At 31.6% G+C, this 17,347-nt stretch carries 18 protein-coding genes; 16 read left to right on the top strand and 2 right to left on the bottom strand.

Annotated features, from left to right (window positions below; all coding sequences use genetic code 11):
- Nucleotides 1-91: 91 nt before the first annotated feature.
- The 7 genes from spo0A (at nt 92) to RR539_RS03655 (ending at nt 7,039) form a co-directional block, all read left to right on the top strand.
- Complete coding sequence (gene spo0A, locus RR539_RS03685; protein ID WP_332472779.1) at nt 92-892, top strand: sporulation transcription factor Spo0A; 801 nt, start codon at nt 92-94, stop codon at nt 890-892.
- Nucleotides 893-1,154: 262 nt separating this feature from the next.
- Nucleotides 1,155-1,685, top strand: a complete 531-nt coding sequence (locus RR539_RS03680) for an NUDIX hydrolase (RefSeq protein ID WP_332483398.1) — start codon at nt 1,155-1,157, stop codon at nt 1,683-1,685.
- A gap of 71 nt (nt 1,686-1,756) precedes the next feature.
- Nucleotides 1,757-2,398, top strand: a complete 642-nt coding sequence (gene spoIIM, locus RR539_RS03675) for a stage II sporulation protein M (protein WP_332472781.1) — start codon at nt 1,757-1,759, stop codon at nt 2,396-2,398.
- Between the two features lie 304 nt (nt 2,399-2,702).
- Nucleotides 2,703-3,581 carry a site-specific tyrosine recombinase XerD gene (gene xerD / locus RR539_RS03670; protein WP_332472782.1) on the top strand — a complete coding sequence of 293 codons (879 nt, stop codon included), beginning with the start codon at nt 2,703-2,705 and terminating at the stop codon, nt 3,579-3,581.
- A gap of 145 nt (nt 3,582-3,726) precedes the next feature.
- Complete coding sequence (locus tag RR539_RS03665) at nt 3,727-4,896, top strand: phosphopentomutase (RefSeq protein WP_332472783.1); 1,170 nt, start codon at nt 3,727-3,729, stop codon at nt 4,894-4,896.
- Between the two features lie 4 nt (nt 4,897-4,900).
- A complete protein-coding gene (locus tag RR539_RS03660; RefSeq protein WP_332472784.1) occupies nt 4,901-5,719 on the top strand; it encodes a purine-nucleoside phosphorylase in 819 nt (272 codons plus the stop codon).
- A gap of 15 nt (nt 5,720-5,734) precedes the next feature.
- Nucleotides 5,735-7,039: a pyrimidine-nucleoside phosphorylase gene (locus RR539_RS03655; RefSeq protein ID WP_332472785.1), complete on the top strand. Its 1,305-nt coding sequence runs from the start codon at nt 5,735-5,737 to the stop codon at nt 7,037-7,039.
- A 48-nt stretch (nt 7,040-7,087) separates the two neighbouring features.
- Here RR539_RS03655 and recQ read toward each other — a convergent pair whose 3' ends face one another.
- Nucleotides 7,088-8,869, bottom strand: coding sequence for a DNA helicase RecQ (recQ, locus tag RR539_RS03650; RefSeq protein WP_332483397.1), 1,782 nt, complete (start codon nt 8,867-8,869; stop codon nt 7,088-7,090).
- A gap of 176 nt (nt 8,870-9,045) precedes the next feature.
- Here recQ and RR539_RS03645 point away from each other — a divergent pair, with 176 nt between their 5' ends.
- Entirely contained in the window at nt 9,046-10,248 is a 1,203-nt protein-coding gene (locus RR539_RS03645; protein WP_332472787.1) for a D-alanyl-D-alanine carboxypeptidase family protein, read from the top strand.
- 73 nt (nt 10,249-10,321) lie between these two features.
- On the opposite strand, the gene RR539_RS03640 is transcribed toward RR539_RS03645, so the two are convergent.
- A complete protein-coding gene (locus RR539_RS03640; protein WP_332472788.1) occupies nt 10,322-11,191 on the bottom strand; it encodes a GGDEF domain-containing protein in 870 nt (289 codons plus the stop codon).
- Between the two features lie 205 nt (nt 11,192-11,396).
- On the opposite strand from RR539_RS03640, the gene RR539_RS03635 reads away from it, so the two are divergent.
- From RR539_RS03635 to RR539_RS03600, 8 genes are all read left to right on the top strand, one after another.
- Nucleotides 11,397-12,017, top strand: a complete 621-nt coding sequence (locus tag RR539_RS03635) for a site-2 protease family protein (RefSeq protein ID WP_332472789.1) — start codon at nt 11,397-11,399, stop codon at nt 12,015-12,017.
- Nucleotides 12,018-12,024: 7 nt separating this feature from the next.
- A complete protein-coding gene (locus tag RR539_RS03630) occupies nt 12,025-12,747 on the top strand; it encodes a segregation/condensation protein A (protein ID WP_332472790.1) in 723 nt (240 codons plus the stop codon).
- A 3-nt stretch (nt 12,748-12,750) separates the two neighbouring features.
- Nucleotides 12,751-13,320: an SMC-Scp complex subunit ScpB gene (gene scpB / locus RR539_RS03625; RefSeq protein ID WP_332472791.1), complete on the top strand. Its 570-nt coding sequence runs from the start codon at nt 12,751-12,753 to the stop codon at nt 13,318-13,320.
- Nucleotides 13,321-13,405: 85 nt separating this feature from the next.
- Nucleotides 13,406-13,927, top strand: a complete 522-nt coding sequence (locus RR539_RS03620) for a DUF2953 domain-containing protein (RefSeq protein ID WP_332483396.1) — start codon at nt 13,406-13,408, stop codon at nt 13,925-13,927.
- 4 nt (nt 13,928-13,931) lie between these two features.
- Nucleotides 13,932-14,354: a GerW family sporulation protein gene (gene ytfJ, locus RR539_RS03615; protein ID WP_332472793.1), complete on the top strand. Its 423-nt coding sequence runs from the start codon at nt 13,932-13,934 to the stop codon at nt 14,352-14,354.
- Between the two features lie 14 nt (nt 14,355-14,368).
- The gene (locus RR539_RS03610; RefSeq protein ID WP_332472794.1) at nt 14,369-15,460 is read left to right on the top strand and encodes a D-alanyl-D-alanine carboxypeptidase family protein; all 1,092 of its coding nucleotides are present in this window, start codon (nt 14,369-14,371) and stop codon (nt 15,458-15,460) included.
- A gap of 115 nt (nt 15,461-15,575) precedes the next feature.
- Complete coding sequence (locus RR539_RS03605) at nt 15,576-16,559, top strand: sulfide/dihydroorotate dehydrogenase-like FAD/NAD-binding protein (RefSeq protein ID WP_332472795.1); 984 nt, start codon at nt 15,576-15,578, stop codon at nt 16,557-16,559.
- A 2-nt stretch (nt 16,560-16,561) separates the two neighbouring features.
- Nucleotides 16,562-17,347: FAD-dependent oxidoreductase (locus RR539_RS03600; RefSeq protein WP_332483395.1), on the top strand; the 786-nt coding region annotated here is incomplete at its 3' end.

Below are 17,347 nucleotides of genomic sequence, written 5' to 3'. Positions count from 1 at the left end.
TAACTTTTTAATAAAAAATTAGAAGGAGTTATTTTCTTATTGTCGAATTAGTATAACAAAGAGATAATGGAGCACATTAGGAGGATATATAATGGAGAATAGAAAGATTAAAATTTTAATCGCAGACGACAACAAAGAATTTTCAAGCATACTTAGCCAATACCTTAAGGAGCAAAATGACTTTGAAGTTGTTGCAATTGCAAATGACGGACTTGAGGCAGTTGAGCTAGTTGGAAATTACAAACCTGACGTTTTAGTTTTAGACATAATCATGCCACATCTTGACGGACTTGGAGTGCTTGAAAAGATAAACTCAATGACGGGAATTAATCTTCCTAAGGTAATAGTTCTTTCAGCAGTTGGACAAGACAAAATTACACAAAGGGCAATTAACCTTGGAGCGGAATATTATGTTGTAAAACCGTTTGATATGGATATTTTTAGTAAGAGAATTAGACAAATGTTCTCACAGGGTTCTATGGATGAAATCAGAAGACCATCACTATTAATGCCAGAGTCTACTCCATTTTCTAATGTAAACTCATTAGAGGCTGACATAACTAATATAATTCATGAAATAGGTGTACCAGCACATATTAAAGGATATTTATATTTAAGAGAAGCTATTCAAATGGTAGTTAAAGACATAGAGCTATTAAGCGCTGTAACTAAAGAACTTTATCCATCAATAGCAAAGAAGTATAATACTACTGCAAGTAGAGTAGAAAGAGCTATTAGACATGCAATAGAAGTTGCTTGGTCAAGAGGTCAAGTAGAAACTATAAACAGAATTTTTGGATATACTGTTCACAACGATAAGGGCAAGCCAACAAATTCTGAGTTTATTGCAATGGTTGCTGACAAGCTTAGATTACAATCAAAGCTTGGTTAAATAAATATAAAGCACAATTTATTACCCTTAATTTTGAACTTTTTCCTAAGAAAAAGTTCTTTTTTTCTACAATTTTTTATGACTTTTAACTTTAATTTCGCAAAAAACGTCATAAAAACCTATTAAATATATTATAACGTCATTATAATAATAAGTAAATGAAAGAATTTCGACAAAGTGAGAATATTCGTTCATTTAAAAACTAAAATAAAATTAGGGGAATACATATATAATATATAAAAGGAATTATGAGGTGATAGGTTTGTTAATTAGAGAAAAGACAATAAGCAGTGAGTATATATACAAAGGTAAAATATTAAATCTAAGACGTGACTTGGTAAGAATTAATGATGGTAAAACATCTTATAGAGAGGTTATAGAACATAACGGAGCTGTTGGTATATTATGTGTAGATGAGTGTGGTGAAGTAACAATGGTTAAGCAGTATAGAAAGGCAGTAGAGGATGCTGTACTTGAAATTCCTGCTGGGAAAATAGATGGACGTGAACAACCATATGCATGTGCAGTTCGTGAAATGGAGGAAGAAACAGGGCTAATTCCAAAGGAGCTTATTTTCCTTGGTGAGTTTTATTTAGCAGCAGGTTACTCAGGTGAGAAAATGTACTTATACCTATGTAAAAACTTTACTAGGGGTTTACAAAAGCTTGATGAAGGAGAGAACCTTGAGGTTTTAAAGTTTAAGTACGAAAAGTTAGTTTCAATGGTAGAAAATGAAGAGATAACAGATGCTAAAACAGCACTTGCAATTTTGCTAGCTAAAAAATATATTTAGTTTTCATAAAATCCCTCTTTCTCTCATATAAATTTAAAGACAACAAATGAGAAGGAAGGGGGAATTTTTTTGTGAGAACTCTTTTAGGTGAGCGTATAACAAAAAACATAAAAGAGAACATAGGAATTTACTTCATAATAATCTTATTTTTTTCTATTGGACTTGCTATAGGAGGTTTTACTATAAAATCCATATCTATAGAGGAGAAAAATGAACTACTAACCTATATGAATAGCTTTTTTAAGGTTTATTCTGGAGAAAGTGTTTCAGGTAGTAGTGTTTTCATGCAGTCTGCAAGAAATAACTTTTTATCAATTCTTATAATATGGGTTTTAAGCTTAACAATTATTGGTGTACCTGTTGCATTAATAGTTATAGGATTTAGAGGTTTTGTTCTAGGATTCTCAGTTGGCTTTTTTATAGAAAGTATGGGTATACGTGGACTTATGTTCTCATTAATTGGGATCATACCTCAAAACATAGTATACATACCATGTTTACTTATTGCAGTTGTAATTAGTTTATCCTACACTACATCGGTTATTAGGAGGAGAAAAGGAAAGGGATTTTCTAATAATCAAGGACTTAGTTTTATGTCTTATTCTTTAATAATAGGTGTAATATTTATAGTAACCTTAATTGGGAGCTTTATAGAAGGTTTTATTAGCCCACTTATTATTAAGGCGCTGTCATCATATTTCATTGTAGGTTAGGGGAGATACAAGTGGGGTGTAAAAATTTATTTACTTTCATAAAGGTATTTTGCGTACTTTTGTTTTTAGGATTAGTACTTCCATATGTAGTTAATTTATTGATCCTAAAACTAGGGTTTATAAACCATCAAATTCCTTCAGGGAATAGTGTTTTTGTACTACAAAATAATGTGGAAGTAACAGGTTTAAAAAATGTTATATTCAATTTAATACAAAAGTTTCTTGGATTTTCATAAAAATTGAAGGATATAGAAAACTTTTGTAGAATATTAGCGGTGTGAATAATTTAAAAGGGGACTTGTTAATGGAAAAGGTTTTAAAGGATTTTGTACAGGAGTTAAGGGAAGATAATAGACTTAGTGAGAATACCCTAGAGTCATATACAAGGGATATAAAGAAGTTTTTAATATACCTTGCAGAAAATAATTTAGACTTTAAAGTAGTAAAGAAGACAAATATAATTGCATATATTTTATATCTTCAAAAGGCAGGAAGGGCGACTTCTTCAATTTCAAGAAGTATAGCATCAATAAGAGCCTTTTATAAGATGCTTTTAAAGAATAATGTAGTTGCAAAAGATCCAACCTTAAATCTTGAGTCTCCAAAATCTGAAAAGAAGGTTCCTCAAGTGTTAAGCGTTGAGGAAATAGAAAAACTATTATCACTACCTAATATATCTGAGTCTAAGGGTGTTCGTGATAGGGCAATGCTTGAAATGCTTTATGCAACAGGAATAAGAGTTACAGAGCTTATTAATCTTAACATTCAAGATGTTAATCTTGAAATAGGATTTATTAGATGCAGCGGCACAAAGGAAAGAATTATTCCAATGGGTAAGGTTGCAATAGATATATTAAAAACATATATATCAGAATATAGACAAAAGTTTGTTTCAAGACAAGAAGAACAGGCATTATTTTTAAACTTTCATGGTGAGAGAATGACAAGACAAGGGTTTTGGAAGATTATTAAGCACTATGCTTCACTTGCAGATATAAACAAGGATATTACTCCACATACATTAAGACATTCATTTGCAGCCCATTTAATTGAAAATGGAGCAGATTTAAAGTCAGTACAGCAAATGCTAGGGCATTCAGACATATCAACAACGCAAGTTTACGCTGAGCTTATAAAAAATAGAATCAGCGATGTATATAAAAAGACTCATCCTAGAGCATAAACTTAAGGATGAACTATAAAACCTAAAACTTTTTGGTGTGAAAATAAAAATTTTCATGCCTTTTTTTTATTATTATATATTTATGATAATATTTATTGATTTTTAGTATAATACTAAGTAAGGAAATAAATAGGGAGTTGGATATATGAATAGAGTTATTATTATGGTTCTAGATAGTGTAGGTATAGGAAGCCTACCTGACGCTCATGTATATGGAGATGAAATGTGTAATACTGTTGGACATATTTCAAAATTACTTAATGGGCTAAGTATTCCTAATTTAGTATCATTAGGCTTTGGCAATATTGATGGCATTGAAGGAGTAAATAGTACTACTTCACCTAAAGGAAATTTTGGTAGACTTATGGAAAAGTCAAATGGTAAAGATACAACAACTGGCCATTTTGAAATTGCAGGGGTTATTGTTGAGGAAAATTTTCCTACTTATCCTAATGGATTCGATAAGGAGATTATTGAAGAGTTTGAATCCTTAACAGGAAGACGCGTAATAGGGAATATTGTAGCTTCTGGAACAGATATAATTAGAGATCTTGGTCAAAAACATGTTGAAACAGGTGATTTAATTGTATACACATCAGCTGACAGTGTATTTCAAATTGCAGCCCACGAGGATGTTGTACCACTTGAGGAGCTATATAAGATATGTAATATAGCTAGAGGGATTTTAAGAGGAAAACACAACGTTTCAAGGGTTATAGCAAGACCTTTTATAGGAGAAGAGGGTTCATTTAAAAGAACTCCAAATAGACGTGATTTTTCAGTTAAACCACCAAGGAAAACAATGCTTGATTATATAAGTGATGAGTCACTTGATGTAATTGGAATTGGGAAGATATCTGATATATACGCAGGATGTGGCATTACTAAGTCATATCATGCTAAGAGTAACAAAGAAAATGTTCAAAAAACAATTGAATTAATTAATGAAAAATCAACTGGGCTTATATTTAGTAACCTTGTTGATTTTGATATGCTTTATGGTCATAGAAATGACCCAGAAGGATATAAGGCAGCACTTGAAGAATTTGATGTTATGCTTAAAGATGTTCTAGATTCAATGAAAGTAGAAGATATACTTATATTAACAGCAGACCATGGATGTGACCCAACTACTAAGGGAACAGATCATACAAGGGAATACACGCCTTTATTAGTATATGGTAGTAGCATTAAGGGTGGAGTTAATATAGGAACTAGAGACTCATTTGCTGATATTGGGAAAACAGTACTTGATATATTAAATATTAATAATGATATTGATGGTAATAGCTTTAAGGATAAAATCATAAAATAGGAGGATGGATATGATAGATAAAATTAAATCATCATGTGATAAAATAAAATCTATAATTAAGGATGTACCTGATGTTATGGTAATACTAGGTTCAGGTCTTTCATCACTTGCTGATAACATAGAAAATAAAATAGAAATACCATATGGTGAGATAGAAGGATTTCCTATTTCTACTGTTGAGGGACATAAGGGACAATTTGTTTATGGAACACTATCAGGTAAAAAGGTTATTATGATGCAGGGTAGATTCCATTTCTACGAGGGATATAACATGAATGAAGTTACATTCCCGATTAGAGTTATGGCATATATGGGATGTAGGAGCCTTATAGTAACTAACGCAGCAGGTGGTGTCAATACTTCATTTAAGCCTGGGGATTTAATGATAATTAATGACCATATTAATTTTTCAGGAACTAATCCTTTAATTGGGAAGAATCTAGATGAATTTGGACCAAGATTCCCTGATATGAGTGAGGCATATAATAAGGAGTATATTTCAATTGCAAAGGAAGCTGCAAAGGATCTTTCAGTTAAGGTTGTAGATGGAGTATATGTAATTGTTACTGGACCAACCTATGAAACACCAGCAGAAATTAGAATGCTTAGAACACTTGGTGCTGATGCAACAGGAATGTCAACAGTACCTGAGGTTATTGTTGCTAACCATGCTGGTATGAAGATACTAGGCATATCATGTATTACTAATATGGCCTGTGGAATACTAGATCAGCCACTTTCACACGATGAGGTAATAGAAACATCAAACAGAGTAAATAAGGACTTTAAAGCTTTAATAGGTGAGATCATAAAGAGAATGTAAGATAAGGAGGCCTTTATGAGAATTTCTGATATTATCCTAAAAAAAAGAAATAACCAAAAGCTTACTAAGGAGGAAATAGAGTTTTTTGTAGATGGTTATACAGATGGCTCTATTCCAGATTATCAGGCATCAGCACTATTAATGGCTATATACTTTAATGGTATGGATAGTGAAGAAACACTTAATTTAACTATGGCAATGGCATCATCAGGTGATATGATTGACCTATCTAAAATTTATGGTGTTAAAGTTGATAAGCATTCAACAGGTGGGGTTGGAGATAAAATTTCAATCTGCCTTGCACCTATGGTTGCAGCATGTGGATGCAAAGTTGCTAAAATGTCTGGAAGGGGACTTTCACATACAGGTGGAACAATTGACAAGCTAGAGTCAATTGAGGGTATGAAGCTTAATATGAGTGAAGATGAGTTTATAGATAGTGTAAACAACATATCTATTGCAATTGCGGCTCAAACAGGACATATTGCACCTGCTGATAAGAAGATATATGCCCTAAGAGATGTTACAGCAACAGTTGATAATCTATCACTTATAGCATCAAGTGTTATGAGTAAAAAACTTGCATCAGGAGCTGATGGAATAGTACTTGATGTTAAAATGGGCTCAGGTGCATTTATGAAGACTTTAGATGATGCTAAGGATTTAGCACAGGCTATGGTTGATATAGGTAAAGGTGCAGGAAGACAAATGGTTGCCCTTATTACTAATATGGATGAACCATTAGGATATAATATTGGAAACTCACTTGAGGTAATTGAAGCTATAGATGTATTAAAGGGAACTGGACCTAGTGATGTTTATGATTTAACACTTGAAATAGGTGGATATATGCTTATGATGGCATCACTTTCAGATAACCTTGAGGAGGCTAAGAGTAAGCTTCAAAGCGCAATAGATTCTGGAAAGGCTCTAGATAAGCTTTGTGAAATGGTCTCAAATCAAGGTGGTAACAAGGATTATATACATGACACCTCCCTTTTTAAGACTTCATCTAAGAGCTTAAGCATTATAAGTAGAGAAACAGGATATATAAGTCATATAGATTCTCAGCTTATAGGAGAAGCAGCTCTTTGTCTTGGTGCAGGACGTGAACACAAGGACAGTATAATAGATTTATCAGCTGGAATTACCTTAAAGAAAAAGGTAGGAGATTATGTAGAGATAGGAGATGAGGTTGGAATTTTATATTATAATAATGATTCACAACTTGAGGATTCTATTAATAGATTTTATAGAGCATATTCCTATAGCATTAACAAGGTTAATAAGAGGGACTTAATACAGGAAATTGTTAAATAATAATTATATAAAGTTAATGCCTGCAATTTAATTGCAGGCATTTTTATTTTAGGCGTTTTTCTTAGTGTTATAAGAGTTAATAACACGTAAAAACTGTGAGCCGTATTTTTGAAGTTTTTTCTCTCCAACACCAGAAACATTAATAAAGCTTTTTTCGTCTATTGGCATTGTATTAACCATGTTTTTAAGGGTAGAGTCTGAAAATACAAAGTATGGTGGGATCTTATTCTCCCTTGCAATGACTAGTCTTTCAGCTTTAAGTAGTTCAAATAAATCATCATTAATATCTTGAGATTTCTTAACTACATACTGTTTAAGAAGTACATTAACCTCGCCTCTTAAAACCTTCATAGACATAGGATTAAGCTTTAAAAGGGGGAACTTCCCATCTGTTATATCTAAATATCCATGACTTATTAATGTGTTAACAAAATCTAATAAATCATCTTTTTTAGTGTTTTTCATAATTCCATAGGTAGATAAAGTATCAAAGGAGTTTTCAATTACCTTTTTATTAGTGGAGCCTCTTAAAACATCTACAACCATACCACTTCCAAAGCTCTTTTTCATTCTATAAACGCAGCTTAAAACCTTTTGGGCATCTAAGGTTTTATCAACTACCTCTCCCTCAGATGTACAGTTACTGCACTTTTCACAGTTAATAGAAGAGGCTTCATCACCAAAATACTCTAATATGTATTTTTTAAGGCAGTGATTAGTATAAACATAGTTAATCATTAATTGAAGTTTTTCCTCTTCAAGTGATCTTGAATAATCATTTTGACAGGAGACTTCAATAAGATATTTGTTTACTGATATATCCTTTGGGGAAAATAAAAGGATACATTCAGAGTCAATGCCATCACGGCCAGCTCTGCCTATTTCCTGATAATATGCCTCTATGCTTTTTGGCATATTATAGTGGATGACGAATCTAACATTAGACTTATCAATACCCATACCAAAAGCATTAGTAGCAACGATTATATTTGATTTGTCATAGACGAATTCTTCCTGCATAAGGCTTCTCTCACCTTCAAGTAGCCCTGCATGATATCTACCACAGTGTATTCCAATATTATTAAGGTATTCGTATATAGTATTTACTTCTCTTCTAGTAGATGCATATATAATACCTGAACTTCCTTTGTTTTCTATAAGGTAATCTTTTATATATTCAAGTTTATTTGATATTTTAAGGGATTTAATATGAAGATTTTCACGATTAAATCCTGATACATAAACATTAGGACTACTCATATTAAGTAGATTTATAATATCCTCTTTAACAAGTTTAGTTGCAGTTGCAGTAAATGCACTAATAATCGGTCTCCTGTTTAATGAATTTATAAAGGTAGTAATGTTTTTGTAGCTAGGTCTAAAGTCGTGTCCCCATTGGGATATACAGTGGGCTTCATCAATAGCTACCTGGGAAATCAAAGTATCTCTGCAGCTATCTAAAAAATCCCTAGAAAGTAATCTTTCAGGTGCAACATATAAAAGCTTAATCTTACCCTTTGAAAGTCTATTAAGGGTTTTGTCGACTTCAAAGGAGGATAAGCTACTATTTATATAGGCAGCATTAAATCCATTTTCAATAATAGAATCTACCTGATCCTTCATAAGTGAAATAAGTGGGGACACTACAATAGTGGTTCCCTCAAAACACATTGATGGTATTTGGTAACAAATAGATTTTCCTCCACCTGTTGGCATAATAGCTAGGGTATCATAACCTTCTAAAAGACTTTTTATAACAGGCTCTTGACTTTCCCTAAATGAAGAGTATCCAAAAAAGCCTTGAAGATACTCTAGTGCACTATTAAACAAGTAAATACACCTCACAATTTAATTTGATAATTAATCATAACATAAATACTAAAAATTTGCTTAATGATTAAATTTTAAAAAATAAAAATAAATTTTATAAAAAATACTATAAATTTTGAAATTTAGGGGAAAATAAAACAAGATTATAGATTTCTTAATTGAAAGGAGAATTTTTTATGAAAAGAATTTTAGCGTCATTATTAGTTGGTATTATGCTTGTGTTAGCAGTTATGCCAAGTGTTAATGCGAATACTTTACCAAGTGATAGTAAGAAGGTAGAGAATAAGGAGCAAAAGCCTGAAGGTGGAATGAAGCTTAACTGTAAGTCAGCAGTGCTTGTTGATCCTATGTCAGGTAAGGTTTTATATGAATATAATTCACATGAGAAGTTTGCACCTGCAAGTGTTACTAAGGTAATGACAATGCTTTTAACTATGGAGGGTGTAGATAATGGTACATTTAAGTTAAGCGACAAGGTAACAGTTAGTGAGAAGGCTCAGTCAATGGGTGGAAGTACTATGTTCCTTGAAGCTGGGGAAGTTAGAACAGTTGAGGATTTACTTAAGGGTATTGCTGTAGAGTCTGCTAATGATGCAGCTGTATGTCTTGCAGAGTTTATTGGAGGTAGTGAAGATGAATTTGCTACATTAATGAACAAGAAAGCACAGATGCTTGGAATGAAGAACAGTAATTTTGTTAATTCATATGGTTTTTATGACGAAAACCACTATACAACAGCATATGATATTGCTTTAATGAGTAGAGAACTTTTAAAACATCCTAAGATATTAGATTATACTAAAATTTGGATGGAAACTATTAGTGAGGGACGTAAAGAACCATTTACTCTTACTAATAGAAACAAAATGATTAAACACTATAGTGGGTGTGATGGACTTAAAACAGGCTACATAAAGGAAGCAATGTTCTGTATATCATCTACAGCTAAAAGAGGAGATGTTAGAATGCTTTCAGTAGTAATGGGAGCACCTAGCTGGAAAGAGCGTAATGCACAGGCAGGGGCGTTACTTGATTATGGATTCTCAAAGGTAGCATCACAGAAGGTTCTTAAAAAGGGAGATGTTGTTAAAGAAGTTAAGATAGAAGGTGGTAAGCCTGCAATTGTAAAGGCTATAGCATCAGAAGATCTAGTTGCTTTAACTGAAAAAGGTAAGAAGATTAATATTACTACTAAGATAGAACTTAACAAAGACATGAAGCTTCCACTTAAAAAGGGAGATAAGATTGGTAAGGTTGTAGCAGTTGATGGTAGTGAGGTTTATGGTAGCGTAGACCTAATTATTGATCAAAATGTTGAAAAAGCTGGATATTTAGATATGCTTAAGGGATCATTTAAATCATGGCTTAACCTTAAATAAAATATAGAGAGTTTTTAGGCCACTACTAAAATTTGTAGTGGCCTATTTTTGTGTATTAATAGGGTTATCATGATTATTGCTTTAACTTGTCAATATACATATTGTTATCAGCAATACTTAATAAATTACTTATAAACTTTGGGTCGTTTATAAAATTATCAGTTGAAGAAATACCGAAATTAGCCTCTGCATAGGAATTAGTTTCTTCATCATATATAAGGCAAGATTTCATTTGATTTTTTATACTGTTAACTATAAAATGGGGGTCAATAATTAATTGTCTATTAAGAATAATTAAAAATTCATCTCCACCAAGCCTTATAGCAAAGTCACAGGGCTCTAAATTATCATTAATAATCTTAGCTGTTTTACTTAAAACCATATCACCTTTTATGTGGCCAAAATTATCATTAATACTTTTAAAGTTTTTAAGGTCTATAACTATAAAAGTTATATGGTTTTCAAAATCAATATAATTACAAAATACCCTTTCGTCAAAGTACTTTCTATTATATATCTTTGTTAATGAGTCAATATAGACCCTATTTTCAGAGGCAATAATTTTATCTATAGTTTTATCTATTCCATAGGTACCAAATGATATTTCATTAGTAACATTACTAACAACTTCTATACAGCATTTAATATTATTACCATCATGTGTTAATAGGGAGATTGGTTTAGTAACTATATAGAAAATATCATTGTTTACAAACTCATATTTGGAAATACGTTTGTTTAGAATTGTTGATTGATAACTAATACAGTTTGAACAGCTTTTGTGTTTATCCCACACCTTATAGCATTCATGGGGCTTTATGCTTAGGGAAAAGGAATCAATAATGCTAATCACACTATTATTTAAGGGATCAACTATCCTAACATCATCAAAAACATAGGATAGGGCAGATAAGATCTCTTTTGCATTTGATTGTTTAAGCACCTATACATACTCCTTTACTATACTTTATAATAATCTCAAAATTAGACTATTTTGATAAAAAAGTCTAATAAATCAAATATAACATATAATAGATTTTGTTGTATATACTATGGCTGAACATTAATTTAGTATTATAAAAATTATATAATTGTTACTAGTAGATATGATATAATAATAAAGATTACTTTAAATAAAGGAGGATATTATGGATTATATTGCAGAGATTATGATTACAGGTATTGTTGTAATTATAGCGTTAACTTTTCATGAGTATGCCCATGGGCTTGCATCATATGCACAGGGTGATAATACTGCAAAATATGAAGGGAGATTAACACTTAATCCATTTGCACACATAGATTTAGCAGGATTATTAATGCTGTTAATAGTAAAGTTTGGTTGGGCAAAGCCTGTACCTATTAATTCCTATTATTATAAAAATCCTAGGAGAGGAATTATAATAACATCTATTGCAGGACCATTTGCAAACATATTACTTGCATTTCTTTCTTACCTTACATATTATCTTATTAGCGCTAATGGGATTATGCTAAGTGAAGGCATGGATATGTTCTTTGTTTATATGGTAGTGCTTAATATTAACTTTGCTATATTTAACCTATTACCTATTCCCCCTCTAGACGGGTCTAAGATTTTTGCTGAGATTTTTGGAGGAAAGGTCCGTGAAGCTATCTACAAAATAGATAATAGAGGTATATTAATATTATTTGTGATTTTATTATTCCCACCTACTAAGCAGCTGCTTTCCAGTGCTACTATGGCAATTATGCAGGGTATGGAATATATAATTTTCTTATTTGTATAGGTGATTTATGGCTATAAATGTTAAAATAGATGCATTTGAAGGGCCACTTGACCTTTTACTGCATCTTATAAAAAAAACAGAGGTTGATATATACGATATTCCAATTGCAGATATTACAGATCAGTACCTTGAATACCTTAAAAAAATGGAAGAAATGGACCTTGATATAACAAGTGAGTTTCTAGTTATGGCAGCAACACTTGTTGAGATTAAGTCTAAAATGTTACTTCCAAAGAAAAAGGTTGAAGAGGAAGCTATGGAAGATCCTAGACTTGAACTTGTAGAGAAGCTACTTGAATATAAGAAGTATAAGGAATTTGCTGAAAGCTTAAAGGTTATAGAAGAAGAAACGGTTATATTTTTTAAGGAGCCTGAGGTTATTGATGATATTGAAGATAAGGAAGTTTTCTTTAAAAATATTACTGTAGAAAATCTTATGGTAGCTTTTAAAAATATAATGGACAACTATGAAAATAGACATAAAAGTGAAAAAAGGGTATATGAAAATATATCTAAGGATTCATTTACTATTGAGGATAAAATGGGATACTTAAGGGAGTTACTTATTATTAATGAAAAGCTAAAGTTTAGCTCAGTATTTAGTGAGGCAACTTCTAAAATAGAGATAATAGTAACTTTTATTGCAATGCTTGAACTTATAAAGGTTCGAGAAATTTTTGTATACCAAAACAGAAATTTTGAAACAATATATATAGAAAGGCAGGTCTAAGATATGGAGAATTTTTTAGACAAGCTTGGAGAATTTGAAAGTGAACAAAATAGTAATAAGGGTATAATAGAGGCCTTGTTATTTACATCAGGTGAACCTCTTTCATATAAGGCTCTTTCAGATGTTCTGGAAATTGATGTAAGGCATATAAAAAAGCTTATTCAAAGTATGAAAAAAGATTATGAAGGTGCATCAAGGGGACTTACAATTAAGGAGTTTAATGATAAGGTTCAGTTATCAACCAAGGTAGACTATGGAAGATATATAAAAAAGTTTGTTAAGTCAGACTCTAGGCAAAATCTATCACAGGCAGCACTTGAAACACTGTCACTTGTTGCATACAAGCAGCCAATAACTAAAAGTGAAATAGATGATATTCGTGGAGTTAGAAGTGATAGGGCGGTTGCTACTCTTTTAGAGAGAAGCCTTATAAAAGAGGCAGGAAGACTTGAGGCTACAGGAAGACCAATTTTATATACTACAACAGATGATTTTTTAAAGTATTTTGGATTTAAAAATATTAAGGAACTTCCTGAACTTGTTGAATTTAATATGGATTTAGTGGAAGAATAAAATACAATATGTATTTTATTCTTTTTTGTTTGGAGTGAATTAGATGGATGTGATTATGATTTGTTTGATTTTATTAATTTTATATTTGTTATTAGTTAAGATATCCCTAAATTTTAAGTATGAAAACCTATATATTACCCTAAGTATTAACATATTTCCATTTAAGATTACAATTATTAATAATAAGAAGCTCCCACTAAAAAAAGAAAGTAAGGAAAAGCCTAATTTTAACTCTAAATTTAATATATATCTTAGAAAGAATAGAAAATACATAATAACAAAATCACTTAAGAGAATTCATACTAAAATCCATAGTAAATTATTAGCTAAATTAAGTATTAACATAGAGTATGGATTTGAAAGAAAGGATATTACAGCACTTTTATATGGAGGTTTGCTAAGTATGTTACCTATTATTAAAATAGAACTTTTTAATTTTAAAAGGTTTAATTTTACATATAATGTTTATCCTGATTTTAGTAGAAGTTATTTTAATATGAAGGTTAATTATGTTTTAAATGGCAGAGGATTTCAGCTAATTTCAATCATATTTATTTTGCTTAAGGAAATATTAATAATAAGAAAAAATACTAAGGTCAAGGAGTGATAATATGTCTGAAAATACTCTACAAGGTCTAATGAAGACTACAATGGATAATCTAAAGGATATGATAGATGTTAACACTATTATAGGAGATCCTGTTGAAACTGTTGATGGAACAATAATTATTCCAGTATCTAAGGTTACATTTGGATTTGGTTCAGGTGGAACAGAAAGTCCTGTATGCTACCAACAAAAAGATGGTGCAAGTGGATATCCTTTTGGAGGAGGAAGTGGGGCAGGAATTAATGTTAGCCCAGTATCATTTTTAGTAGTTACAAAGGATCAAGTTAGAATGATTCCTGTAACTCAAACAAATTCTATAGATAGACTAATAGATAACATTCCTGAAATGATTAATAAGGTTATAGATAGTATCCAATCAAAGCTTAAGCAGTCAGATGATAATAGTGAAGTAATTAACCCAAGCTAAGTGGGGGTGATTATATGAAAAATAAAATAATAACATTAGTTTTATGCTTTACACTAATATTTCAAACATCTGCTTTAGCTGCATACAAAAAAGATGAGGTTAAGATTAATTGCCATGGAGCGGTTGTTATTGACCAATATTCTAAGCGAGTATTATATGGAAAAAATCATGATAAAATACTTGCCATGGCAAGTACAACTAAGATAATAACAGCAATTGTTGCAATAGAAAATGCACCATTAAATGATATGGTTACAGTTTCTAAAAAGGCAGCATCTGTTAGTGGTTCCTCAGCAGGTCTTAAGGAAGGGGAAAAAGTAGCCCTTGAAGAACTAATATATGGACTTATGATGAAATCAGGAAACGATGCTGCAGTTGCAATTGCAGAACATATAGGTAAGGGAAGTGTAGATAATTTTATAGCCTTAATGAACAAAAAGGTTTTAGATATGGGTCTTTATAACACCCACTTTGTAACTCCACATGGCCTTGACGCTAAGGGTCATGAAACAACTGCAAGGGATTTAGCAGTTGCAACTGCATATGCACTGAAAAACCCTTTATTCCAAAAGGTTTCTTCATGTCGTGAAATAGCTTCTGGAGAAAGTGGAGAGTTTAATAGAGGATATAACAATATAAATAAGTTTTTATTTAGAGTAAAGGATGCAGATGGTGTTAAAACAGGATATACAGGTAATGCTGGAAAATGCCTTGTAGCATCAATTAAGCATCCCTATGGAAGATATATTGCTGTTGCCTTAAACAGTGGTGATAGATGGAGGGACTGCGAAAGTCTTGTTAACTTTGCTAGGGAAAATTATTCACATGTTAAGATTTCGGTAGACTCTATTAAGGTTAATAAATTAAGGGTTCAATCATCTAAAACAAGAAGTATAGTTCCTTGCCTTAAGGAAGATATTTATTTTCCTATAAGGAAAGGGGAAGAAAATAAAATTACAACTAAAATTAACATACCCTCTAAAGTAATGTCCCCAATTAGGGCTGGTGAGGTTATAGGGAATTTAAGTATTGAAATTAATAATAACTTAGAGAGTTTTTATCCACTTGTAAGTTGTGATAAGGTAGAACATAATTTATACAAATAACTTCAATTATATATACAAACTTTTAAAAAGTGCCATAAGGCACTTTTTTTGTTATCAATGTAACAAACCTAAGACTTAAAGAATATTTTGATTATATGGGAAAGGAGGTAAGTATATGTTTAGTTATGTTGATTGCATAGATTCAGGGTCAGAGTTTTGTCCATGTTCATTAGCTGAAAAAGGTGAGTGTATAGTATGTTCCCAGCTTAAGGGTAAAAAATTTTGTGACTGCTTAAACTGGAAAGGGACATGTATATATCAGGACTATATATGGAATATGGAAAGAGCTAAAAAATGTAGAGAATACCTTGAATTTAAGGTCTTAGAAAAAGAATTTATAAGGGAAGATTTATTTGTACTAAAGGTTGAGGTTGATAGTTACTTATCACGTGAACTTAATGAGTTTGGGGCATATGTTTTCTTAAAAAGAAGAGAGGATACAGAAGCATATAACACGCCTATATCTATACTTGAAAGTGATATAAAAACTAATATTATAACCATGATTATAAAGGTAGAAGGGGTTAAGACTAAGTCACTAAAGCTTGTTGAAGATAAAATTCTTATAAAGGGGCCGTATCATAATGGCATACAGGGAGTTAATAACCTTAAGCAATTAAAGGGAGGAAGTTGTTTAATTTTAGGAAGAGGGGTTGGAACTGCTCCTGCTGTACTTGCATGTAAGAAACTGGGATATAGAGAAAATAAGAGTTTTGTACTACTTGATAAGGGACGAAGTGAAGAAAATTGTGCCACGAATTATTTTAAAAATTTAAACTGTAATTTGGTTGAAAATACAAGATTCCTGGATGAAAATGGAAATCTTTTAGAAGATATAAAGGTTCAAGTGAAAAACATAATTAAGGATAATAATATAGATGTTGTATTAAGCGCAGGAAGTGATGATTTTCATAGTAAAATTGTAAATTATATTTACTCTTTAAATAAGAATATGAAATTTTCAACAATTAATAATGCTATTATGTGCTGCGGAGAAGGTATATGTGGAAGTTGTCATATAAGAAATAGAAAAGGGGAACTTATTAAAACCTGTAAACAGCAATATAATCCCGCAGAAATATTCGTAAAGGAGACTTAAGGATGAAAGTGATTGTTATAGGTGGTGGCTGGGCAGGATGTGCAGCCGCATTACAAGCTAAAAAGAGTGGTTCCGATGTTGTTTTAATAGAAAGATCTGATCTTCTTTTAGGACTTGGAAATGTAGGTGGTATTATTAGAAATAATGGAAGATTTACTGCAGCAGAGGAAATGATTAAACTAGGTGCTGGGGATTTATTTCATTTAATGGATAGCTGTGCTAAGCATAAGAATATAGAGTTTCCAGGTCATAAACATGCCACATTATATGATGTATGTAGAATAGAGCCTGAGGTTAGGAACTATCTTCTAGATTTAGGTATAGAGATAATGTTTCAAAGTAGAGTTTGTGATGTTGAGTTTAAAGATAGTAGATTATATGGAGTATACCTTCAAGATGGAGAGTATGTAGAGGGTGATGTGTTTGTTGAAACAACAGGATCAACAGGTCCTATGGGTAACTGTGTAAGATATGGTAACGGATGTTCTATGTGCATTTTAAGATGTCCATCCTTTGGTCCTAGAATTAGTATAAGTAAGCGCTGTGGAATTGAAGACATTCTAGGTATGAGAGGAGACGATAGCTACGGTGCTATGAGTGGGTCATGTAAACTTAACAAGGATTCATTGTCAGATGAAGTTAGAGGGGAACTTGATGAAAAGGGCGTTGTAATTATAAAAATTCCTGAAGAGGATGTAAATATGGACAAGTTGAGTATGAAAGTTTGCCAGCAATATGCATTAAAAGAGTTTGCTGAAAATATAATCCTATTAGATACTGGACATGCT

It is taken from the genome of Clostridium sp. (genome assembly GCF_036639235.1).
Classification (GTDB): Bacteria; Bacillota; Clostridia; order Clostridiales; family Caloramatoraceae; genus Clostridium_AB.
The sequence above is the reverse complement of the archived record's forward strand: the minus strand, read 5'-3'. Positions and strand labels throughout refer to the sequence as shown.